At 67.7% G+C, this 19,795-nt stretch carries 19 protein-coding genes; 16 read left to right on the top strand and 3 right to left on the bottom strand.

What is annotated here, in order from left to right; genetic code table 11:
• Positions 1-6 precede the first annotated feature (6 nt).
• A complete protein-coding gene (locus tag AACZ75_RS10335) occupies positions 7-822 on the bottom strand; it encodes a M23 family metallopeptidase (protein WP_339872766.1) in 816 nt (271 codons plus the stop codon).
• On the bottom strand, positions 819-1,487 hold the full coding sequence (locus tag AACZ75_RS10340; protein ID WP_339872767.1) for a hypothetical protein: 669 nt from the start codon (positions 1,485-1,487) through the stop codon (positions 819-821). Before AACZ75_RS10340 ends, AACZ75_RS10335 begins: the two co-directional genes overlap by 4 nt.
• A gap of 251 nt (positions 1,488-1,738) precedes the next feature.
• On the opposite strand from AACZ75_RS10340, the gene rpsB reads away from it, so the two are divergent.
• The 16 genes from rpsB to lpxB all read left to right on the top strand — a co-directional run bounded on the left by rpsB (position 1,739) and on the right by lpxB (position 18,431).
• The gene (gene rpsB, locus AACZ75_RS10345) at positions 1,739-2,662 is read left to right on the top strand and encodes a 30S ribosomal protein S2 (protein ID WP_339872768.1); all 924 of its coding nucleotides are present in this window, start codon (positions 1,739-1,741) and stop codon (positions 2,660-2,662) included.
• A gap of 93 nt (positions 2,663-2,755) precedes the next feature.
• Complete coding sequence (tsf, locus tag AACZ75_RS10350; RefSeq protein WP_339872769.1) at positions 2,756-3,697, top strand: translation elongation factor Ts; 942 nt, start codon at positions 2,756-2,758, stop codon at positions 3,695-3,697.
• Positions 3,698-3,822: 125 nt separating this feature from the next.
• Positions 3,823-5,439, top strand: a complete 1,617-nt coding sequence (locus tag AACZ75_RS10355; protein WP_339872770.1) for a M20/M25/M40 family metallo-hydrolase — start codon at positions 3,823-3,825, stop codon at positions 5,437-5,439.
• Between the two features lie 201 nt (positions 5,440-5,640).
• A complete protein-coding gene (gene pyrH / locus AACZ75_RS10360) occupies positions 5,641-6,384 on the top strand; it encodes a UMP kinase (RefSeq protein ID WP_339872771.1) in 744 nt (247 codons plus the stop codon).
• A 29-nt stretch (positions 6,385-6,413) separates the two neighbouring features.
• The gene (gene frr, locus AACZ75_RS10365) at positions 6,414-6,971 is read left to right on the top strand and encodes a ribosome recycling factor (RefSeq protein ID WP_339872772.1); all 558 of its coding nucleotides are present in this window, start codon (positions 6,414-6,416) and stop codon (positions 6,969-6,971) included.
• 53 nt (positions 6,972-7,024) lie between these two features.
• On the top strand, positions 7,025-7,774 hold the full coding sequence (gene uppS, locus AACZ75_RS10370; RefSeq protein ID WP_339872773.1) for a polyprenyl diphosphate synthase: 750 nt from the start codon (positions 7,025-7,027) through the stop codon (positions 7,772-7,774).
• Positions 7,774-8,592, top strand: coding sequence for a phosphatidate cytidylyltransferase (locus AACZ75_RS10375; protein WP_339872774.1), 819 nt, complete (start codon positions 7,774-7,776; stop codon positions 8,590-8,592). Before uppS ends, AACZ75_RS10375 begins: the two co-directional genes overlap by 1 nt.
• The gene (gene dxr / locus AACZ75_RS10380; RefSeq protein WP_339872775.1) at positions 8,589-9,785 is read left to right on the top strand and encodes a 1-deoxy-D-xylulose-5-phosphate reductoisomerase; all 1,197 of its coding nucleotides are present in this window, start codon (positions 8,589-8,591) and stop codon (positions 9,783-9,785) included. Before AACZ75_RS10375 ends, dxr begins: the two co-directional genes overlap by 4 nt.
• A 40-nt stretch (positions 9,786-9,825) precedes the next feature.
• Positions 9,826-11,043 (top strand): M50 family metallopeptidase, encoded by a 1,218-nt coding sequence (locus tag AACZ75_RS10385; protein ID WP_339872776.1) that lies wholly within the window; start codon positions 9,826-9,828, stop codon positions 11,041-11,043.
• Positions 11,044-11,072: 29 nt separating this feature from the next.
• On the top strand, positions 11,073-13,505 hold the full coding sequence (gene bamA, locus AACZ75_RS10390; protein WP_339872777.1) for an outer membrane protein assembly factor BamA: 2,433 nt from the start codon (positions 11,073-11,075) through the stop codon (positions 13,503-13,505).
• Between the two features lie 33 nt (positions 13,506-13,538).
• Entirely contained in the window at positions 13,539-14,126 is a 588-nt protein-coding gene (locus AACZ75_RS10395) for an OmpH family outer membrane protein (RefSeq protein ID WP_339872778.1), read from the top strand.
• Between the two features lie 22 nt (positions 14,127-14,148).
• On the top strand, positions 14,149-15,168 hold the full coding sequence (gene lpxD / locus AACZ75_RS10400) for a UDP-3-O-(3-hydroxymyristoyl)glucosamine N-acyltransferase (RefSeq protein WP_339872779.1): 1,020 nt from the start codon (positions 14,149-14,151) through the stop codon (positions 15,166-15,168).
• Complete coding sequence (fabZ, locus tag AACZ75_RS10405; protein ID WP_339872780.1) at positions 15,165-15,629, top strand: 3-hydroxyacyl-ACP dehydratase FabZ; 465 nt, start codon at positions 15,165-15,167, stop codon at positions 15,627-15,629. Before lpxD ends, fabZ begins: the two co-directional genes overlap by 4 nt.
• Positions 15,626-16,411 (top strand): acyl-ACP--UDP-N-acetylglucosamine O-acyltransferase, encoded by a 786-nt coding sequence (lpxA, locus tag AACZ75_RS10410; protein ID WP_339872781.1) that lies wholly within the window; start codon positions 15,626-15,628, stop codon positions 16,409-16,411. The genes fabZ and lpxA overlap by 4 nt, the downstream gene beginning before the upstream one ends.
• On the top strand, positions 16,408-17,262 hold the full coding sequence (lpxI, locus tag AACZ75_RS10415) for a UDP-2,3-diacylglucosamine diphosphatase LpxI (protein WP_339872782.1): 855 nt from the start codon (positions 16,408-16,410) through the stop codon (positions 17,260-17,262). Before lpxA ends, lpxI begins: the two co-directional genes overlap by 4 nt.
• Positions 17,259-18,431 carry a lipid-A-disaccharide synthase gene (gene lpxB, locus AACZ75_RS10420; RefSeq protein WP_339872783.1) on the top strand — a complete coding sequence of 391 codons (1,173 nt, stop codon included), beginning with the start codon at positions 17,259-17,261 and terminating at the stop codon, positions 18,429-18,431. Before lpxI ends, lpxB begins: the two co-directional genes overlap by 4 nt.
• 38 nt (positions 18,432-18,469) lie before the next feature.
• Here lpxB and gltA read toward each other — a convergent pair whose 3' ends face one another.
• Positions 18,470-19,771 carry a citrate synthase gene (gene gltA, locus AACZ75_RS10425; RefSeq protein WP_339872784.1) on the bottom strand — a complete coding sequence of 434 codons (1,302 nt, stop codon included), beginning with the start codon at positions 19,769-19,771 and terminating at the stop codon, positions 18,470-18,472.
• Positions 19,772-19,795: the final 24 nt, after the last annotated feature.

Here is a 19,795-nt window from a genome sequence, read left to right on the forward strand (position 1 = left end):
GCTCCGTCAGGCCGCGTCGTTGAGCAGACGGCCATAGCTCTCGACCAAGCTGGTATAGGTGGGAACGAAGGTCACCGTCGCCGGCCCGCCTTCGGTGACCGGGGCCTTGATCTCGAAATGCATATGGATGGTCGTGGCTGCGCCGCCGAAATCATTGGAGACCTTGCCGAGGTGCTGGCCCCGGGTCACCGTGCGTGAGGCGAGCGTGGGGAACAGGGCGTGGACCCCCGGCATGTCCAGATGCAGATAGCGGTAGATGCGGCCGGACTCGCCCAGCACCGTCACCGTATAGCTGCCGATCGAGGTGATCTGGCCCGCCTCCGCGGCGACGGCCCAGTGGACCTTCTTTTCACAGGTCGCCGGGCGGATGTCCTGGCCCTGGTGGCCCTTGCCCGTCGGGCAGAAGCCGTTGGTCCAGGATCGGTTCTCGCAGAAATTGTCGCGCCAGGGATAGCTGTAGTTGCGAGAGTCGCACTGGCCGCCGGGGCCGGGCGCGGCGAAGCCGCCGTAGCCATAGACCTGGGAGTTGGCATAGGCCGGGGCCGCCTCGAGCGGAAAGCGGATGCCCGCGGCCCACAGGGTCGGATCGGTGGCACCGGTTCCGGATCCCGGAACGAGGGCACCGCCCGGCTCATGCGGCCAGGTGACCGGCTCGGGCAGCGGCGGGTCCGGGGCGGGGACCGGGGGCGCGTCCGGATCCGGGGCAACCGTGTCGCCGACCGCGGTCCCGACGGTCCCGGGCGGGGTGTCGGGGCCGCCGCAGCCGGCCGGTGAACAGGCCGTCAGAAGCAGCAGCAGCCCCATGGGGATCAGCCGCCTCATTGCGGGCCTCCGCCGATCAGGCGCAGGTCGGCGGCGAAGGCGATGGCCTCGGCCTCGGTGCATCCCGCCACGCCCTGGCGCTCGCAGATGAAGCTGACGTTATAGGCCGCGCCGAACCGGTTGAAGGTGACATCGATGCCGTATTCGGTTCGTTCCGTGCGGATGTTGGTCAGGCCCTGGGCCTGCGCGCGAACCCTGCCGGCCACGCCGGGCGCGACGCGGGCGGTGGTGAGATTGGGGGCAGGGGCGGCACCGGGATCCCGGGACCGGGCGACCGGCGACTGGAAGGCCTTGGTCGTCCCGTAGATCTCGATGATCTGGTCCTCGCGCAGGACCACCATCATATAGTGGCGGTCGCCGGTGAAGAGGCGGGCGGTCTGCAGCAGGGCCGGATCCGCGGGGGCCAGCACCGGCACGGGCGAGGCCGCGGCCCGGGCCATCAGGGCGCGGGTGGCGGGATCCTTGTCCAGACCCTCGCGCAGGCGGGCGGCCAGGGGATCCTGCCGGGCCACGGCGAGGGCCGCGAGGTCGGTCCGCGACGGCGTCACGGTGATCTCGGACGGGATCGGACCGGGGTCCTGCCGGATCTGCGTCCAGGCTACGGCCGCAAGGACCAGAGCCAGGACTCCGCCCGCAGCAACAGCCGCCATTCTGCGCCGGTTCATGTCGCCCTCCGTTCAGGGACCCGCAATATACCGCCGATATATCATTCCCGCTAGGGATGTGGGGCGGAGCGGTGATCGCGGGTCCTTGCCATCGCGTCGGTTTGCGCCTAGAAGCCGCGGCACTTCTCACGCAGGCGTGGCGAGGTTCGGGGAGACATCCCGATCCCTGCCGTTCCGAGGAGCTGGCCCAATAACGGGGCGGCTCTTTCACCGCCTGCGCAAGGTTGATCGGAAAAAGGACTTACCAGATCATGGCTCTGCCTGAATTCTCCATGCGTACCCTGCTCGAAGCCGGCGCGCACTTCGGCCACCAGACGCACCGGTGGAACCCGAAGATGGAGCGCTACATCTTCGGATCGCGCTCGAACATCCACATCATCGATCTGTCGCAGTCGATGCCGCTGATGCACCAGGCGTTGGTCGCCGTGCGTGAAGTCGCGGCCAAGGGCGGTCGCGTCCTGTTCGTCGGCACCAAGCGCCAGGCCGCCGGTCCGGTCGCCGAGGCCGCCACCCGCTGCGCCCAGTACTACATGAACAACCGCTGGCTCGGCGGCACCCTGACCAACTGGCGCACCGTGTCGGGCTCGATCGCCCGCCTGCGCGAGCTGGACAGCCTGCTGGAGTCGGGCGGCGAGGGTCGCGTCAAGAAGGAACTGCTGAACCTCGAGCGCGAACGCGACAAGCTCGAGCTGAGCCTCGGTGGCATCAAGGACATGGGCTCCGTGCCGGACATCATGTTCGTGATCGACACCAACAAGGAGGCGATCGCCATCCTTGAGGCCCGCAAGCTGAACATCCCGATCATCGCCATCCTCGACACCAACTCGGATCCGGACGGCATCACCTATCCGATCCCGGGTAACGACGACGCCGCCCGCGCCATCCAGACCTATTGCGACCTGATCGCCGACGCCGTCCTCGACGGCCTGGCCGCCGGTGCCTCGCAGTCGGGCGTGGATCTGGGCGCTTCGGAAGCGCCGGTCGAGCCGATGCTGGCCGAGGCTGCCGCCCCGGTCGCCGCCGACAAGGCCCCGGCCGGTACCGAGGCCGTCGCCGAGGAAATGATCGCCGCTGCGGAAGCCCCGGCTGCTGCTGAAGCGCCGGAAGCGACCGAAGCGCCGGCCGCTGTCGAAGCGACCGAAGAGCCCGCCAAGGCCGAGGACGCAACGGCCTAAGCCGCCGTCGCATTCCACCGCCGGCACCAGACTATACGGCCGGACCTCAACGGGTCCGGCCGTTCCCGCATACAAATACTCAGGAGCCCCACAATGGCCGAGATCACCGCCGCCCTCGTCATGGAACTTCGCGCCAAGTCCGGCGTCGGCATGATGGATTGCAAGAAAGCCCTGCTCGAGAACGACGGCGACATCGCCGCCTCGATCGACTGGCTGCGCGCCAAGGGCCTGTCCAAGGCCGCCAAGAAGGCCGACCGCGTCGCCGCCGAGGGCCTCGTGGCCGTGGCCTCGAAGGCCGTCGGTGCCGGTGAAGTCGGTGCCGCGATCGAGTTCAACTCGGAAACCGACTTCGTCGCCCGTAACGAGCTGTTCCAGAATGCCGCCAAATCCTTCGCCCAGCTGGGTCTGGAGCACGCCTCGGTCGAAGGCCTGCACGGAGCCGAGCTGGAAGCCGGCAAGACGGTCCAGGATGAAGTCACCAGCCTGATCGCCACCGTCGGCGAGAACATGCAGCTGCGCCGCGCCGCCCGCCTGTCGGTCGACGAGGGCGTTGTCGCCTCCTACGTCCACAATGCCGTGGCTCCGGGCCTGGGCCGCATCGGCGTGCTCGTCGCCCTGCACGGCGGCGGCGACCAGGACAAGCTGCGTGAACTGGGCCGCAAGATCGCCATGCACGTCGCCGCAACGGCACCGCTGTCGCTGAACACCGACGACCTCGATCCGGCCGCCATCGAGAAGGAACGCGCTGTCCTGACCGAAAAGGCCAAGGAAGAAGGCAAGCCGGAAGCGATGATCGCCAAGATCGTCGAGGGCCAGATCAACAAGTTCCAGAAGGACGTGGTGCTGACCAAGCAGCCGTTCGTGATGAACCCGGACGTGACCATCGAGCAGCTGGTCACCGATGCCGGCAAGGAGCTGGGCTTCCCCGGTCTGCACCTGGCCGGATTCGTCCGTCTGGCCCTGGGTGAGGGCGTCGAGAAGGTCGAGGGCCCCGACTTCGCTGCTGAAGTGGCGTCGATGACCGGCGGCCAATAAGCCGACGATCCGGGAGACCGGGAATGAGGGGCCGGCGAGCGATCGCCGGCCCCTTTTTCGTTTCGGCTTTGCGGGGACCCGAGTCTCGGCTCAAATGGACCCGCTTGATTCAAAGGGGTCTGTTCATGACGCGTCTGCTCGTCGCCGTTTCCGCCATCGCCGTCCTCGTCGCCGGCCCGGTGGCCGCCCAGCCGGTGGACCGGCTCGCGATCAACGGCATCATCGACCAGGGGCTGAACCACAGCGAGGTCATGCAGACCGCCGCCTATCTGACCGACCGGATCGGCGGACGGATGACCAATTCGCCGCAGATGCGCGAGGCCGAGGCCTGGACCCAGCAGCGGTTCCGCGACTGGGGCCTGTCCAACGTCCGCGCCGAGGGCTTCGAGTTCGGCCGCGGCTGGTCGATCGTGCGTTCCAGCGCCCGCATGACCGCACCGCGCGTTCTCGACCTGCGCGTGATCCCGATCGCCTGGACCCCGTCGACCGATGGCGTCATCCGCGGAGAGGTGGTCGTCGCCCCGATCACCAGTGCCGGCCAGTTCGAGCCGTGGCGCGGCAAGCTGCAGGGCAAGATCGTCATGCTGAGCCGCCCCGACACCGGGTCGGAGCCGACCGAGCCGGCGTTCCGGCGCTGGACCGATGCGGAACTCGCCAACCCCAACACCTTCGTCCAGCCGCGCAACGATCCGGACGCCGCCGAGCGTGCCGCCCGCACGGGCCGGGCCGACTTCGCCCTGCGGCTCGACGCCTTCCTCGCCGAAGAGGGTGCGCTGGCCTGGGTGCGGATGTCGCCCCGCGACGGCGGCCTGCTGCACGGCACAGGCTACACCTACCGGTCCGGGGCCACGCCCACCGTTCCGGGCATGGAGCTCGCGGCCGAGGACTATCGCCGTCTCGCCCGTCTGGCCCGGACCGATACACCGCCGACCCTGGAGCTGATGAGCGAGGTCCGGTTCCACGACGACGACGTCAACGCCTACAACATCCTCGCCGATATCCCGGGGACCAGCCGCTCCGGGGAGTATGTGATGGCCGGGGCCCATCTCGACAGCTGGGTCGCGTCAGACGGGGCCGTCGACAACGCCGCCGGCAGTGCCGTCGTGATGGAGGCCGCGCGCATTCTCAAGGCCCTCGGCGTCCGGCCCAAACGCACCATCCGCTTCGCACTGTGGAGCGGGGAAGAGCAGGGCATCCTCGGCTCCCTGGCCTATGTCGACCGCCATCTGGCCACGCGCGCGCCGATGGAGGATCCCGCCATGGCCAGCCTGCCGAACGGACAGACCTGGCGCGCCCGCTGGCCGATCCAGCCGCGTCCCGGCTATCGCAACCTGGTCGCCTATTTCAATCTCGACAACGGTTCGGGCAGGATCCGCGGCATCAACGCCGAGGGCAATGTCGCCGCCGTGCCGGTGTTCGAGCAGTGGCTCGCGCCCTTCGCCAGCATGGGGGCCTCGACCGTGTCCCTGCGCAATTCGGGCGGTACCGACCACGTCTATATGCAGAGCGTCGGCGTACCCGGCTACCAGTTCATCCAGGACCCGCTCGACTACGGCAGCCGCCTGCACCACACCTCGATCGACAGCTATGACCATCTGCGGCCCGACGATCTGCGTCAGGCGGCGGTGATCCTGGCCAGCTTCCTGCTGAATGCCGCCAACGCCGACGAGCCCCTGCCGCGCATGCCGCTGCCGACCCGCCCGACGGCCAGTGATCCGTTCGCCTGGCCGGGCGGCGATTGACCCGAAGTCAGTCCGGCCGGGCGATCATCCGGATCGCCAGGCCGGTGCCCATGGGACCGATAACGTCGCTCGATCAGGCCCGTTCGCCCTCGACCCCCTAACGGTAGCGGTTGCCTAACGGCGCGCGTTGGGCTTTGAAGCCCGGCGCGCCCTTCGTCTATGATGACCTGCCCGATTCCCGCCTGCATACGGAACCCGCCCATGCCCGACGTCCCGCCCGAGTTTCGCTACAAGCGCGTGCTGGTGAAGGTATCGGGTGAGGTGCTGATGGGCGATCAGGCCTATGGCATCGATATGAAGACGGTGGACCGGGTGGCCCAGGCGGTCGCCCAGGTCGCCCGCGAGGGCATCCAGATCTGTCTGGTCATCGGCGGCGGCAACATCTTCCGCGGCCTGTCCAAGGCTGCCGGCGACATGGAACGGGCGACGGCCGACTATATGGGCATGCTGGCGACGGTGATGAATGCCCTGGCCATGCAGGCGGCGCTGGAGAAGATCGGCGTGGAGACCCGGGTGCAGAGCGCCCTGGTGATGAATGCCGTGGCCGAGCCCTATGTGCGGCGCCGGGCCCTGCGGCATCTGGAAAAGGGCCGGGTCGTGATCTTCGCGGCCGGTGTCGGTGCCCCGTTCTTCACCACCGACTCGGGGGCTGCCCTGCGCGCCGCGGAAATGGGCTGTGACGCCCTGCTGAAGGGCACCAGCGTCGACGGTGTCTATACCGCCGATCCGAAGAAGGATCCGGCCGCCACCCGCTATGATACCCTGAGCTATCATGACGTGCTGTCGCGCGACCTGAAGGTGATGGACGCCTCGGCCATCGCCCTGATGCGAGACTCCGGCATTCCGATCGTGGTCTTCTCGATCCGCGAGCCCGGTTCGCTGCGCAAGACCCTGACCGGTCAGGGAACGTTCACTGTTATCACGTCAGGTGAAAAATCCGCCTGACATCTGTCTGACCTCCTAGGGAAATCCTGATGGCCCAACCCGATCTGAAGACCTATCGCGACCGCATGGACAAGGCTGTCGTGGCCCTGAAGGAAGAGTTCGCCGGCCTGCGCACGGGCCGGGCCAACGTCGGCCTGCTGGATCCGGTTCAGGTCCAGGCCTACGGCTCGACCTCGCCGCTGAATTCGGTCGCCGCCATCAGCGTGCCCGAGCCGCGGATGATTTCGGTCAATGTCTGGGACAAGACCATGGTCGCGGCGGTCGAGAAGGCCATCCGCGCCGCCGGTCTTGGGCTGAACCCGATCGTCGACGGCCAGACCCTGCGCATTCCGGTGCCGCCGCTGACCGAGGAGCGCCGCAAGGAGCTGGCCAAGCTGGCCGGCAAATATGCCGAGCAGCAGAAGATCTCCGTGCGCAACGTCCGCCGCGACGCCAACGATGACCTGAAGAAGGCCGAGAAGGCCGGCGAGATCAGCCAGGACGACCAGAAGCGGATGGAGACCGAGGTCCAGAAGGACACCGATGCCGCCATCAAGCGCATCGATGAGACCTTGAAGGCCAAGGAAGTTGAGATCATGCAGGTCTGACGGCGCACATCAGCTTGGAACAATCATCCGCCATGACGGTCGAAGCGACGACCATGCCGCGTGCAGCCGACGGGTCGATCCCGGACGGGCCGAAGCATGTCGCCCTGATCATGGACGGCAACGGTCGCTGGGCCAAGGCACGCGGCCTGCCGCGGGCCATGGGCCATCGTGAAGGGGTCAAGGCCCTGAAGCGGACCATCGAGGCGGCCCCCGACCTCGGAATCGGGTGTCTGACGGTGTTCGGCTTCTCGACCGAGAACTGGAACCGTCCGGCCGAGGAGGTCTCGGACCTGATGGGCCTGGTCCGCACCTATGTGAGCAGCGACCTGAAGCGACTGGCCCGGGCCGGGGTCCGGTTGCGGGTGCTGGGCCGGCGCACGGGCCTGCCGGACGACATCGCCGCGATCGTGGAACGGGCCGAGCAGACCACGGCGCACAACAGCCGGTTCCTGCTGCAGGTGGCCTTCAACTACGGGGGGCGGGCCGATGTGGTCGACGCCGCCCAGCGGCACCTGGATCGCGTGCTGGCCGGCGAGGCTGCCGGTCCGTTGACGGAGGACATCCTTTCGTCCGGCCTGTCGACCGCGGGGGCCCCGCCGGTCGATGTCATCGTCCGCACCTCGGGCGAGCAGCGCCTGTCGAACTTCCTGCTGTGGGAAGCCGCCTATGCCGAGCTGGTCTATCAGCAGGTTCTGTGGCCGGACTACGGGCCCGAGGCCCTGGCCGATGTGGTCGAACAATATCGCAATCGCGACCGGCGCTTCGGCGGGATCGAGGGCGTCGCGACGCGCGCGGTCGGCTGATGGCGGTCAAGGTCGGCGATATCGGCGTTCGCGCCGCCTCGGCCTTCGTGCTGGGCCCGGCCGCCGTCCTGGCGACCTGGGCCGGGGGCATCTGGTTCCTGGGGCTGATGCTGCTGGCGTCCGGACTGCTGGCGGTGGAGTGGGCGGCGATGAGCGCGGCCCGGACCTGGCGGGTCATGGCCGGGGCGGTGGCCTTCGGCCTCGTGGCCGCCGCGGTGACGGCCCATGCCGGTCAACTGTCCCTCGCCCTGCTGATGCTCGTGTTCGGTTCGTTCGCGGCCGCCCTGTTCGCGCGCAGCCGCGGCGAGGAGGCGCTGGATGCCGCCTACGGCGTTCTGTACATGGGCTGGCCGATCGTCCTGCTGATCTGGCTGCGGGATCTGGATTCGACGGCGGGTCTGTACTGGACGGTGCTCGTGTTCGCCGTGGCCTGGTCGTCCGATATCATGGCCTATTTCGTCGGCAGTCTGGTCGGCGGTCCCAAGCTGTGGCCGCGCTTTTCACCGAACAAGACCTGGTCGGGCTTCTTCGGCGGCCTGACGGCGGGGGCGATGGCCGGTGCCATCATGGCGGCCTGGCTGGACATGGGGGCCCTGACGGAGCTGTGGGGCGGGGTGCTGGGTCTGGCCGCGGCCCTGGCGACCATGGCCGGCGATTTGTGGGAATCGGCGCTGAAGCGGCGGTTCGGCGTCAAGGATGCGGGCACGCTGATCCCCGGTCATGGCGGATTGCTGGACCGGGTCGACGGCCTGATGTTCGCGGTCGTGGTGGTGGCGTGCGGGCGTCTAATCGTCATCCTGCTGGAGCGGGGCGCATGATCCGGCGGCGCGTCAGCATTCTCGGCTCGACCGGTTCGGTCGGGTGTTCGACCCTGGACCTGATGGACGCGGCCGAGACGGCAGGCACCGGGGCCTTCACGGTCGAGGTTCTGACCGGCGGGACCAACATCGCCCGCCTGGCCGAACAGGCCCGGCGCTGGCGGCCGGCCCTCGTCGTCACCGCCTATCCGGCCCAGCTGGAGGCCCTGAACGCGGCCCTGGCCGGCACCGGTATCGCCACCGCGGCCGGCGAGGCTGCGATTGTCGAGGCCGCCAGCCGCCCGGTCGACTGGGTCATGGCTGCCATCGTCGGGGCCGCCGGCCTGCGCTCGGCCTGGGCTGCGGCGGGCACCGGGGCGACCCTGGCCCTGGCCAACAAGGAAAGCCTGGTCTGCTGCGGTCCGGCCCTGATCGAGCGGGTCCAGCGCTCGGGTGGGCGGCTGATTCCCGTGGATTCGGAGCATTCCGCCATCTTCCAGGTGTTCCCGGCCGAGGCTCCCGAGCGGGTGGCGCGGCTGGTGCTGACAGCGTCGGGCGGGCCGTTCCGGACCCTGTCCCGGACCGAGATGGCCGGAATCACGCCGGAACGGGCCGTGGCCCATCCGAACTGGAGCATGGGCGCCAAGATCTCGGTCGACAGCGCCACCATGGCCAACAAGGGGCTGGAGACCATCGAGGCCGCCTATCTCTTCGCCATGCCGGCCGAGCGGATCGACGTCGTGGTCCATCCGGAATCGATCATTCACAGTCTGGTCGAGTTCATCGACGGATCGACCCTGGCCCAGTTGGGGCCGCCGGAGATGAAGACGCCGATCGCCTGTGCGCTGGCCTGGCCTGACCGGCTGGCCTGGCCGGCCCCGCGTCTCGACCTGCCGGCGCTCGGCCGCCTGACCTTTGAAGCGCCCGACGAAGCCCGTTTTCCGGCCCTGGCCCTGGCGCGGCAGGCGTTGCAGGCGGGGGGTGGGGCCCCGACGATTTTCAACGCGGCCAACGAGGTCGCGGCGATGGCTTTCCTTGACCGTCGTCTGGCCTTTCTCAATATTGCCGCAGTCATCGCCGACACCTTGGGGCGCGTGACGAACTCGGGGGTGAGTTCCGGTTCCGACGACGCCTGCGACGCGGCCCTGGCCGTGGACGCGGAGGCGCGGCGGATGGCGGAGTCCATCATCGGCAAACTCGCCAGGGCGGCCTGACCATCGGGGCGCCGCATCGGCAACGGGAGAGACGATCGTAATGCTGAACCTGCTCGGACAGGTCTTCGTCTTTGTGGTCCCGTTCCTGCTGGTGCTGACGGTTGTCGTCACCATTCATGAGCTGGGTCACTTCCTCGTGGCGCGCGCCTTCAAGGTGAAGGTCGACCGGTTCTCGATCGGCTTCGGGCGCACGCTCGTCAGTCGGACCGACCGGAACGGGATCGAGTGGCGGCTGGCCTGGCTGCCGCTGGGTGGCTATGTGAAATTCTCCGGCGACCTCGACAGCTCCTCTGTGCCCGACCAGGCCGGAATCGAGGCCCTGCGGCAGGAAATCATCGCCGAACACGGACCCGGAGCCGAGCGGGACTATTTCTATTTCAAGCCGATCTGGCAGCGGGCGTTGATCGTCGTGGCCGGGCCTGTGGCGAATTTCGCGCTGGCGATCACCATTTTCACCCTGCTGTTCGCCGGACTCGGGGTCAGCGTCGTGCCGGCGCGGATCGCCGAGGTCCAGCCGGGCACGGCCGCCGCCGCGGCCGGATTCCAGGTCCAGGACCGGGTGATCGAGGTCAATGGCAGGACCATCGCCGACTTCCGCGATGTCGGGCAGGTCGTGGCCCTCAGGGCCGGCACGCCGGTCGATTTCGTGGTGCTGCGCGATGGTCAGCGGGTCAGGCTGACGGCGACACCGGTACGTCAGCTGCGCGAGGATCCCATTTCGGGCCCGGTCCGGGTCGGGTATCTGGGGGTCGGCTGGGACCCGCGTCCGGGCGAGGTCACCTATATCCGCTATCCACCCCATGAGGCCCTGGGCCAGGCGGTCAAACAGACCGGGGAGATTCTCGGCACGACCCTGACCTATCTGGGGCGGATCGTCACCGGCAAGGAGTCCGGGGACCTGCTCAGCGGGCCGCTCGGTATTGCCAAGGCCGCCGGCGGCGTGACGAAACAGGCTGCTGCCGCCACAACCGACGTCGGATTGCAGGCCGCAAACGTCGCCCTGATGCTGGTTCAGTTCGCCGCCATAGTTTCGATTGGAATTGGCTTTCTAAATCTCTTGCCGATTCCCGTTCTCGATGGAGGACACCTGCTGTTTTACGGCTACGAAGCTGTTGCCCGCAGGCCAGTCCCCGCCCAGGTTCAGGAGGTCGGCTATCGCGTCGGCCTTGCTTTGCTCGTAGGTTTGATGTTGTTCGCGACTTGGAACGACCTGCAAAAGCTGAGCCTGTTCAAATTCCTCGGCGGGCTCGCCTCATGAGCCGACGCCAGCCCCCGATGGTTTCCCGTATGATCGAAAATGATGCGTCCGCTGTTCTTCGTTCCGGTGCCCGTGCCCTGAGGCCGGCTTCACTGGTTCCCAGCCTGCTGGCCCTGGCGGTCGCGGCCGGCCTGGGTGCGCCCGCGATGGCCCAGACGGATCCTGCCGCCGCTGCTCCGGCGGCGGCCCCGGCCGAGGCGTCTCCGGCCCCGCGTCAGGAAGAGGCCGTCGTCATCAACCGCATCGTCGTGCGCGGCAATCAGCGCATCGACCAGGCCACGATCCTGTCCTATCTGCCGATCCAGCCGGGCGACACCGTCAATCCGGTCGTTCTGGACGTCGCCGTCCGCACCCTGAACCGCACCGGCCTGTTCGCCGATGTGCAGCTGGGCGTGGCGCTGAACGGCGACCTGATCGTCGATATCGTCGAGAACCCGATCATCAACCAGGTGGTGTTCGAGGGAAACAGCGCGATCGTCGAAAGCAAGCTGCGCGAGGAGGTCACGATCCGGCCGCGCGGCATCTATACCCGTGCCCGCATCCAGGAGGATGTCGGCAAGCTCGTCGAGCTGTACCGCCTGTCGGGCCGGATTTCGGCGACGGTCACGCCCAAGCTGGTCCAGCTGGAGCAGAACCGCGTCGACGTCGTGTTCGAGATCGACGAAGGTCCGCAGACCGGCATCCGCGCCATCACCTTCCTCGGCAACACGGCTTTTTCCGACAACGACCTGCGTGAGGTCATGGTGACCAAGCAGTCGGTGTGGTGGAATTTCTTCACGTCCAACGACAACTACGACCCGAACCGGCTGGACTATGATCGCGAGCAGCTGCGGAAATTCTACACCAACCGCGGCTATTACGATTTCCGCGTGGTGTCCTCGGTCGCCGAGCTGACTCCGGACGACAGCGCCTTCGGGGTGACGATCACCCTTGATGAAGGCCGCAAATACAATTTCGGCGAGATCACGGTCGTCACCGAAAGCGACCGGTTGAACGGCGACTTCCTGAAGCTGCTGCTGCCGATCAGCTCCGGCGATCTGTACGAGAGCGACAAGATCGAGCGGGCCGTTGACGCCCTGACCTTCGCGGCGGGTTCGGCGGGCTATGCCTTCGTCGAGATCAACCCGACCTATACCGCCAACCCGGAGACCGGGCTGGTCGACGTGATCTTCAACGTCACCGAGGGGCAGCGCGTCTATGTCGAGCGGATCAATATCGTCGGCAATACCCGCACGATCGACCCCGTAATTCGTCGTGAACTGGCGCTGACCGAAGGCGACGCCTTCAATCGCACCCTGCTGGAGCGTTCGCGCAACAATCTGCGGGGGCTCGGCTTCTTCAAGGACGTCAAGGTCGAGGAGGTGCGCGGGGCCGCCCCCGACCGCTCCGTGGTGAACGTCACGGTCGAGGAGCAGCCGACCGGCGAGCTTTCGGTCGGTGCGGGCTTCAGTTCGGTCGACTCCTTCGTCGTCAACCTGGGCATCACCGAGCGGAATTTCCGTGGTCGCGGCCAGAATGTCGTGGCCCGGGTCGAGTGGGGCTCGTTGCGTCAGCAGGTCGATTTCCGCTTTACCGAGCCGCGTTTCATGGGTCGGGACCTGCGCGCGGGCCTGGATGCCTTCCACTCCCGCTACGACCTCAGCAAATATTCGTCGTATGATTATCGTTCGACCGGGGCCGGCGTGCGTCTGTCCTATCCGCTGAACGCCTTCACCCTGTTCAGCGCCCGCTATTTCCTCAAGGCCGACGAGATCATCGTTCCGACCGGCTATTGCTCCGGTACCGGGTCCTCGGCCCTGTGCGACCAGGTCGGGTCGTTCATCAACTCCTCGGCCGGCTACACGCTGCAGGTCAACCGGACCAATGATCCGATCCGGCCGACCCGTGGCTGGTCCGGCTCGCTGCGGCAGGACTTCGCCGGCATCGGCGGCGACGTGAACTATGTAAAGACCGAGGCGGACGTCTCGGCCTACTACGGCATCAGCCCCGAATGGGTCGTCTCGACCTCGGCCTCGACCGGCTATGTGGCGGGCTGGGCCGGGGATGCGATCCGTATCAACGACCGCTTCTTCAAGGGCGGCAACAGCTTCCGCGGGTTCGAGACCGCCGGCATGGGTCCGCGTGACCTGAGCACGCGCGACGCCCTGGGCGGCAATTTCTACATGATCGGCACCATCGAGCTGACGGTGCCGAACTATCTGCCCGAGCAGTACGGGATCAAGACATCCCTGTTCGCCGACGTCGGAACCCTGGGCATGCTCGACAGCCGCTACACGACCAATGCCGACGGCACGCCGTCGTCGACGATCGTCGACGAGCTGGCCTTCCGGGCCTCCGCCGGCCTCAGCATCCACTGGAAGTCGCCGATGGGACCGATCCGTTTCGACCTCAGCCATATTCTCGGCAAGGAAGACTACGACAAGACAGAGACTTTCCGCTTCTCGACCTCCACCCAGTTCTAACCGCGGCACCGTCCGTTCGTTCAAAGGCCCAAGATGAAACTGTTCGCTATCGGCGCTTTCGCGCTCGCTTCGCTCGTCGCTTCCACCGCCGTGGCCCAGACCGCCGGTCCGGCCAACCCTGGCCCGGTCATCCCCGGCGTTTGCGTCTATTTCAACCAGCGCCTGCTGGCCCAGTCGACCGCCGGTCAGGCTGTCCAGGCCCGTATGGAACAGCTGTCGCGGGACGTTCAGGGTGAACTGACCCCCTACGCCACCTCGATCCAGTCCGAGATCCAGACGCTGCAGACCAGCGGTGCCAGCCTGTCGGAAGCCGAGCGCAACTCGCGCAGCCAGGCCCTCCAGCAGCGTATCCAGGAAGCCCAGCAGCTGGAGCAGACCCGCGACAACGAGCTGCGCTACACCCTCGGGGAGCAGCGTCGCCTGATCTCGGTCGCGGTCGAGCCCATCCTGGTCGCCATCTACCAGGAACGCGGTTGCGGCATCCTGCTGAGCCGCGAAAGCGTCTTCATGATGAACCCGGCCATGGACGTCACCGATCTGGCCATCCAGCGTCTGAACACAGCCCTGCCGTCGCTGAGCTTCAACCGCATGGCGGTGCCGGTCCAGCAACCGGGCCAATAGGTCCGGGATCGGGCGAAGCCTGATGCCCGACGCGCGGTTCTTCGATAGCCTGCCCGCCGTGACGGTCGCCCAGCTGGGCGACCGGATCGGCGGCACAGTCCTGCGAGGCGGCGAGCGATCCATCGCCGCCGTCGCTCCACTGGCCGTGGCCAACGCCGCCGCGGTTGCCTTTCTGGCTGACCGCAAATTCACGGAAGCCCTGAAGGCCACGGCCGCCGGCTGCGTGATCGTGCCGGCCGCCGCGGTGGATCATGTTCCCGCGGGGACCGCCGTGATCGTTTCGCCCGAGCCGCAGGCGGCCTGGGCGCGCGCCTCGCTGATCCTGCACCGTCCGATCGGCATCGGCGCGGGGCCGCGGGCCCAGCTCGAAGACGACGACGTGACCCTCGAGCCCGGCGTCGTGCTGGGCCAGGGGGTCAGCATCGGTCGCGGCAGCCGGATCGGGGCCAATACGGTTATCGGTCCGGGCGTCCAGATCGGTCGCAATTGCCAGATCGGCTCCAATGCCTCCATCGGCTTCGCCCTGATCGGCGACCGGGTGCGGATCCTGTCCGGGGCCCGGATCGGCGAGCCGGGCTTCGGGGCCGCCGGCTCCAGCGCCGGACCGATCGACGTGCCGCAACTGGGCCGGGTCATCCTGCAGGACGGGGTCAGCGTCGGCGCCAATACCTGCATCGACCGCGGGGCCTATGACGACACGGTCATCGGCGAGAATACCAAGATCGATAATCTGGTGATGATCGGCCACAACTGCGTGATCGGCCGCAACTGCCTGATGGCCGCCCATACCGGCATTTCCGGCTCGGTGACCGTCGGGGACAATGTGATGTTCGGCGGCAAGGCCGGGATCGGCGACCATATTCGCATCGGCGACGGGGCCCGTGTGGCCGGTGGTGCCGGGGTGCTGGCCGACATTCCGGCGGGCGAGACCTGGTCCGGTTATCCCGCCAAACCGATCCGCCAGTCCTTGCGCGAGGCGGTCTGGCTCGCCAGACAGGTGTCGCGGAAGGCGAGTCCCGCGACAAAGGACCAGGCGGAATGACCGAAGAAGCCACTACCTCGATCGATTATGCCGAGGTCATGCGGCGCCTGCCGCACCGCTATCCCTTCCTGCTGATCGACAAGGCCGAGGATTTCGTCGCCAACACCTCGATCACCGGCATCAAGAACGTCACGCACAATGAGCCCTATTTCCCGGGCCATTTCCCGATCGATCCGGTCATGCCGGGGGTGATGATCGTCGAGGCCATGGCCCAGACCGGGGCCCTGCTGATGTCCAAGACCCTGGACGTGGCGGTCGAGGGCAAGGTCATCATGTTCATGTCGATCGACGGCGTGCGCTTCCGCAAGCCGGTGCGGCCGGGCGACCAGCTGCGGATGAAGGTGGTGGTGACGCGGCAGCGGGGCGACATCTTCAAGTTTCGCGGTGAGACTTTCGTCGACGGCAAGCTGACGGCCGAAGCCGATTTCGCGGCCATGGTCGTCACCGTGGCGCAGCCGTGACCATCCATCCGACCGCACTGGTCCATCCGTCGGCTGTCCTCGCCGACGGCGTCAGCATCGGGCCCTGGTGCCAGGTCGGACCGGGGGTGACCCTGGCCGAGGATGTCCATCTGACCAGCCATGTGGTGATCCAGCAGGACACGACCGTCGGCGCGCGCGGCGTCATCCATCCGTTCGCCGTGATCGGCGGTGATCCGCAGCACGGCGGCTACAAGGGTGAGCCTGTGCGGCTGGAGATCGGGGCCGACGCCCTGGTCCGCGAGCATTGCAGCTTCAATCGCGGTACGCCCCAGGGCGGCGGTGTCACCCGGATCGGGTCGAACGGCCTGTTCATGACCGGAGCCCATGTCGGCCATGACGCCGTTGTCGGTGACCATGTGACCATGGCCAACAACGCCACCCTGGGCGGTCATGCGCAGATCGGCGACAGGGTCTTCCTCGGCGGCCTGTGCGCCATCCACCAGTTCGGCCGGGTCGGGCAGGGGGCCATCATCGGCGGTCTGGCCGCGGTGACCCGCGACGTCATCCCCTATGGCTCGGCCTGGGGCAATCACGCGCGGCTGCACGGGCTCAATCTCGTCGGGCTGAAGCGCAAGGGCTATGGCAAGGACCAGATCCGCCGCCTGCTGGCCGCCTTCCGCGAGCTGTTCGAGGCCGACGGTGTGTTCGCCGAGCGTCTGGACCGGGTCGCGACCCGCTATGCCGACCTGGCCGAGATCATGGAGATTGTCGCCTTCATCCGCGCGGATGCGCGGCGTCCGCTGTGCCTGCCGGGCGAATGAGTGGCGACCGCCCGACGGGCACCCGTCTCGGCCTGATCGCCGGGGGCGGGGCCCTGCCGCAGGCGATCGCCGCCCGGTGCGAGGCCGAGGGCCGGCCGGTGTTCGTGATCCGGCTCAACGGTTTCGCCGATCCGCATCTGGCCCGCTATCCCGGGATGGCGGCGGGCATGGCCGAGATCGGTCGCATCCTGTCGGCCCTGAAGGCGGCGGAGTGCGGGGCGGTCTGTTTCGCCGGCATGGTCAACCGGCCCGATTTCAAGACGCTGAAACCCGACCTGAAGGGCGCGACCCTGCTGCCCGGGATCATCGCCGCCGCGACGCGGGGCGACGATGCCCTGCTGCGCAAGATTCTGTCGGTGTTCGAGGCCGAGGGCTATGCGATCGAGGGGGCCGACGACATCCTGGGCGGCGACAGCCTGCCGGCCGGGGCGCTGGGCGCGATCCAGCCGACCGCCGATCAGATCGTCGATCTGAAAAAGGCGCTTCATGTCGCGGAAAAGGCCGGGGAACTGGACATCGGTCAGGGCGCGGTCGTTTGCGACGGCCTGGTGCTGGCGGTCGAGGCCCAGGAGGGCACTGACGCCATGCTGATGCGGGTCGCCGGCCTGCCCGCCGACCTGCGCGGCAAGGTCGGGGCCCCGCGCGGGGCCCTGGGCAAGGCTCCCAAGCCGATCCAGGACCTGCGCGTCGACATGCCGGTGATCGGGGCCCGGACGCTGGAGTTGGCGGCCCTGGCGGGTCTGGCGGGGGTCGGCGGGGTGGCGGGGAAATTGATCCTGATCGACCGCCCGGCCCTGATCGCGGCGGCCGACCGTCTGGGCCTGTTCGTCTGGGGCGAGGATCGGGGGTGACGCGGCCGCTGAAGATCATGCTGGTGGCAGCCGAGGCCTCGGGCGACGCCCTCGGGGCCGGTCTGGCCTCGGCGCTGACGGCCCGGGTCGACGGACCGATCGCTTTCGTCGGCGTCGGGGGCCCACGCATGGCGGCCCTCGGCATCGACAGCCCGTTCGACATCGCCGAATTGTCGATCCTGGGCTGGCTGGAGGGGCTGAAGGCCTATGGGCTGGTCAAGCGCCGGGTCGCCGACACCGTGGCCCTGGCGGTGGCTGAAAAGCCCGATGCCGTGGTGCTGGTCGACAGCTGGGGCTTCACCATCCGCGTGGCCAAGGCGCTGAAAGCCGTCCTGCCGGGCGTGCCGCTGATCAAATATGTCGGCCCCCAAGTCTGGGCCTCGCGCCCGGGCCGGGCAAGGACGCTGGCGGCCACGGTCGACCATCTGCTGGCCCTGTACAGTTTCGACGCCCCCTGGTTCGAGCGTGAGGGCCTGCCGGTCACGGTCGTCGGCTCGCAGGCGGTCCATGTCGACATGGACGCCGCCGACGGCGCGCGTTTCCGGGCCAGCCGCTGCATGGCCGCCGACGCGCCGCTGCTGCTGGTGCTGCCGGGCAGTCGACCGGGCGAGATCAGCCGCATGACGCCGGTGTTCGAACAGGCGGTGGCGCAGCTGAAGGCCCGTCGCCCCGACCTGCAGGTCGCCGTGGTCGCGGCCGGGACGGTGGCCACCGAGGTCGCCGCCCGTATCGCCGCCTGGCCGTTCCGGGTCCAGCTGGTGCAGGAAGCCGAGAAATACGACGCCATGCGCGCCTGTGACGTGGCCCTGGCGACCAGCGGCACGGTCTCGACCGAACTGGCCCTGGCCGGGGCCCCGATGGTCATCGCCTACCGGTTCGACGGGCTCAGCTATGCGATCATGCGGCCCTTCTTCACCGGCAAGTATGCGACCCTGTTCAACATCGCCGCCGACGCGGAAATCGCCCCCGAACTGATCCAGGCCGACGCCACGGCCGAACGCATGGCAGCCGAGGTCGGGCGGCTGCTGGACGACGCCGATGCCCGCGCGGATCAGGCGGCGCGGCAGACCGCGGCGCTAGATCTGATGGGGCGCGGGGCTCCGGACCCGTCAGACCTGGCGGCCGAGGCTGTTCTGGCTGTGATTGCAAAGAAAAACGCCGGAGCCTGAGGCCCCGGCGTTTCCTGTTTCCGCCTGTCGCGTCGGGATTAACCGCGCGACTGGATCGGCACGAAGTCGCGTTCGGTCGGGCCGGTGTAGAGCTGGCGCGGACGACCGATCTTCTGGGTCGGATCGCCGATCATTTCCTGCCACTGGGCGATCCAGCCGACGGTGCGGGCCAGCGAGAACAACACGGTGAACATCGAGGTCGGGAAGCCCATCGCCGACAGGGTGATGCCCGAATAGAAGTCGACGTTCGGGAACAGTTTGCGCTCGATGAAATACTCGTCGCTCAGCGCGATCCGCTCCAGCTCCTTGGCCACCAGGAACAGGGGGTCGTTGGGGTCGCCGACGGCGGCCAGCACTTCGTCGGCCGATTCCTTCATCACCTTGGCGCGCGGGTCGTAGTTTTTGTACACGCGGTGGCCGAAGCCCATCAGCTTGTATTTCTTGGCCTTCACGCCCTCGATGAACTCCGGGATCTTGTCCGGGGTGCCGATCTCCTTGAGCATGTTCAGCGCCTCCTCGTTGGCCCCGCCGTGCGACGGGCCCCACAGGCAGGCGATGCCGGCGGCGATACAGGCGAACGGGTTGGCCCCTGACGATCCGGCCAGGCGCACGGTCGAGGTCGAGGCGTTCTGCTCGTGGTCGGCATGCAGCATGAAGATGCGGTCCATGGCCTTGGCCAGCACCGGGTTGACCACATAGTCCTCGGCCGGAACGGCGAAGCACATGCGCAGGAAATTCTCGGCGTAGTTCAGGTCGTTGCGCGGCGACACGAAGGGCTGGCCGACGTGATACTTGTAGGCGCGCGCGGCGATGGTGGGCATCTTGGCGATCAGGCGGATGGCCGAGATGTTGCGCTGGACGGGATCATGGATGTCGAGGCTGTCGTGATAGAAGGCCGACAGGGCCCCGACGGTGCCGACCATGATCGACATCGGGTGGGCGTCGCGACGGAAGCCCTCGAAGAAGCGGTCGAATTGCGAATGCAGCATGGTGTGCATGGTGATGCTGCGCTCGAAGGCCTCGTATTCGGCGGCCGTCGGCAGTTCGCCGCGCAGCAGCAGGTGGCAGACCTCGATGAAGTTGGACTGTGACGCCAGCTGGTCGATCGGATAGCCGCGGTGCAGCAGGGTGCCCTTGTCGCCGTCGATGAAGGTCAGGGCGCTTTCGCAGGCGGCGGTCGAGGTGAAGCCCGGGTCGTAGGTGAAGGCTTCGGTCGCGCCGTACAGCTTGCGGATGTCGATCACGTTCGGACCGGTCGTCCCGGCCAGAACCGGCAGGTCGACGCTCTTGCCGTTATAGGCGAGCGTTGCCGTTCCGGCGGGTTTGGCTTGTTCAGTCATTGCAGCCCCTTTGTGCAGTCCGGC

It is taken from the genome of uncultured Brevundimonas sp. (assembly GCF_963975535.1).
Classification (GTDB): Bacteria; Pseudomonadota; Alphaproteobacteria; order Caulobacterales; family Caulobacteraceae; genus Brevundimonas.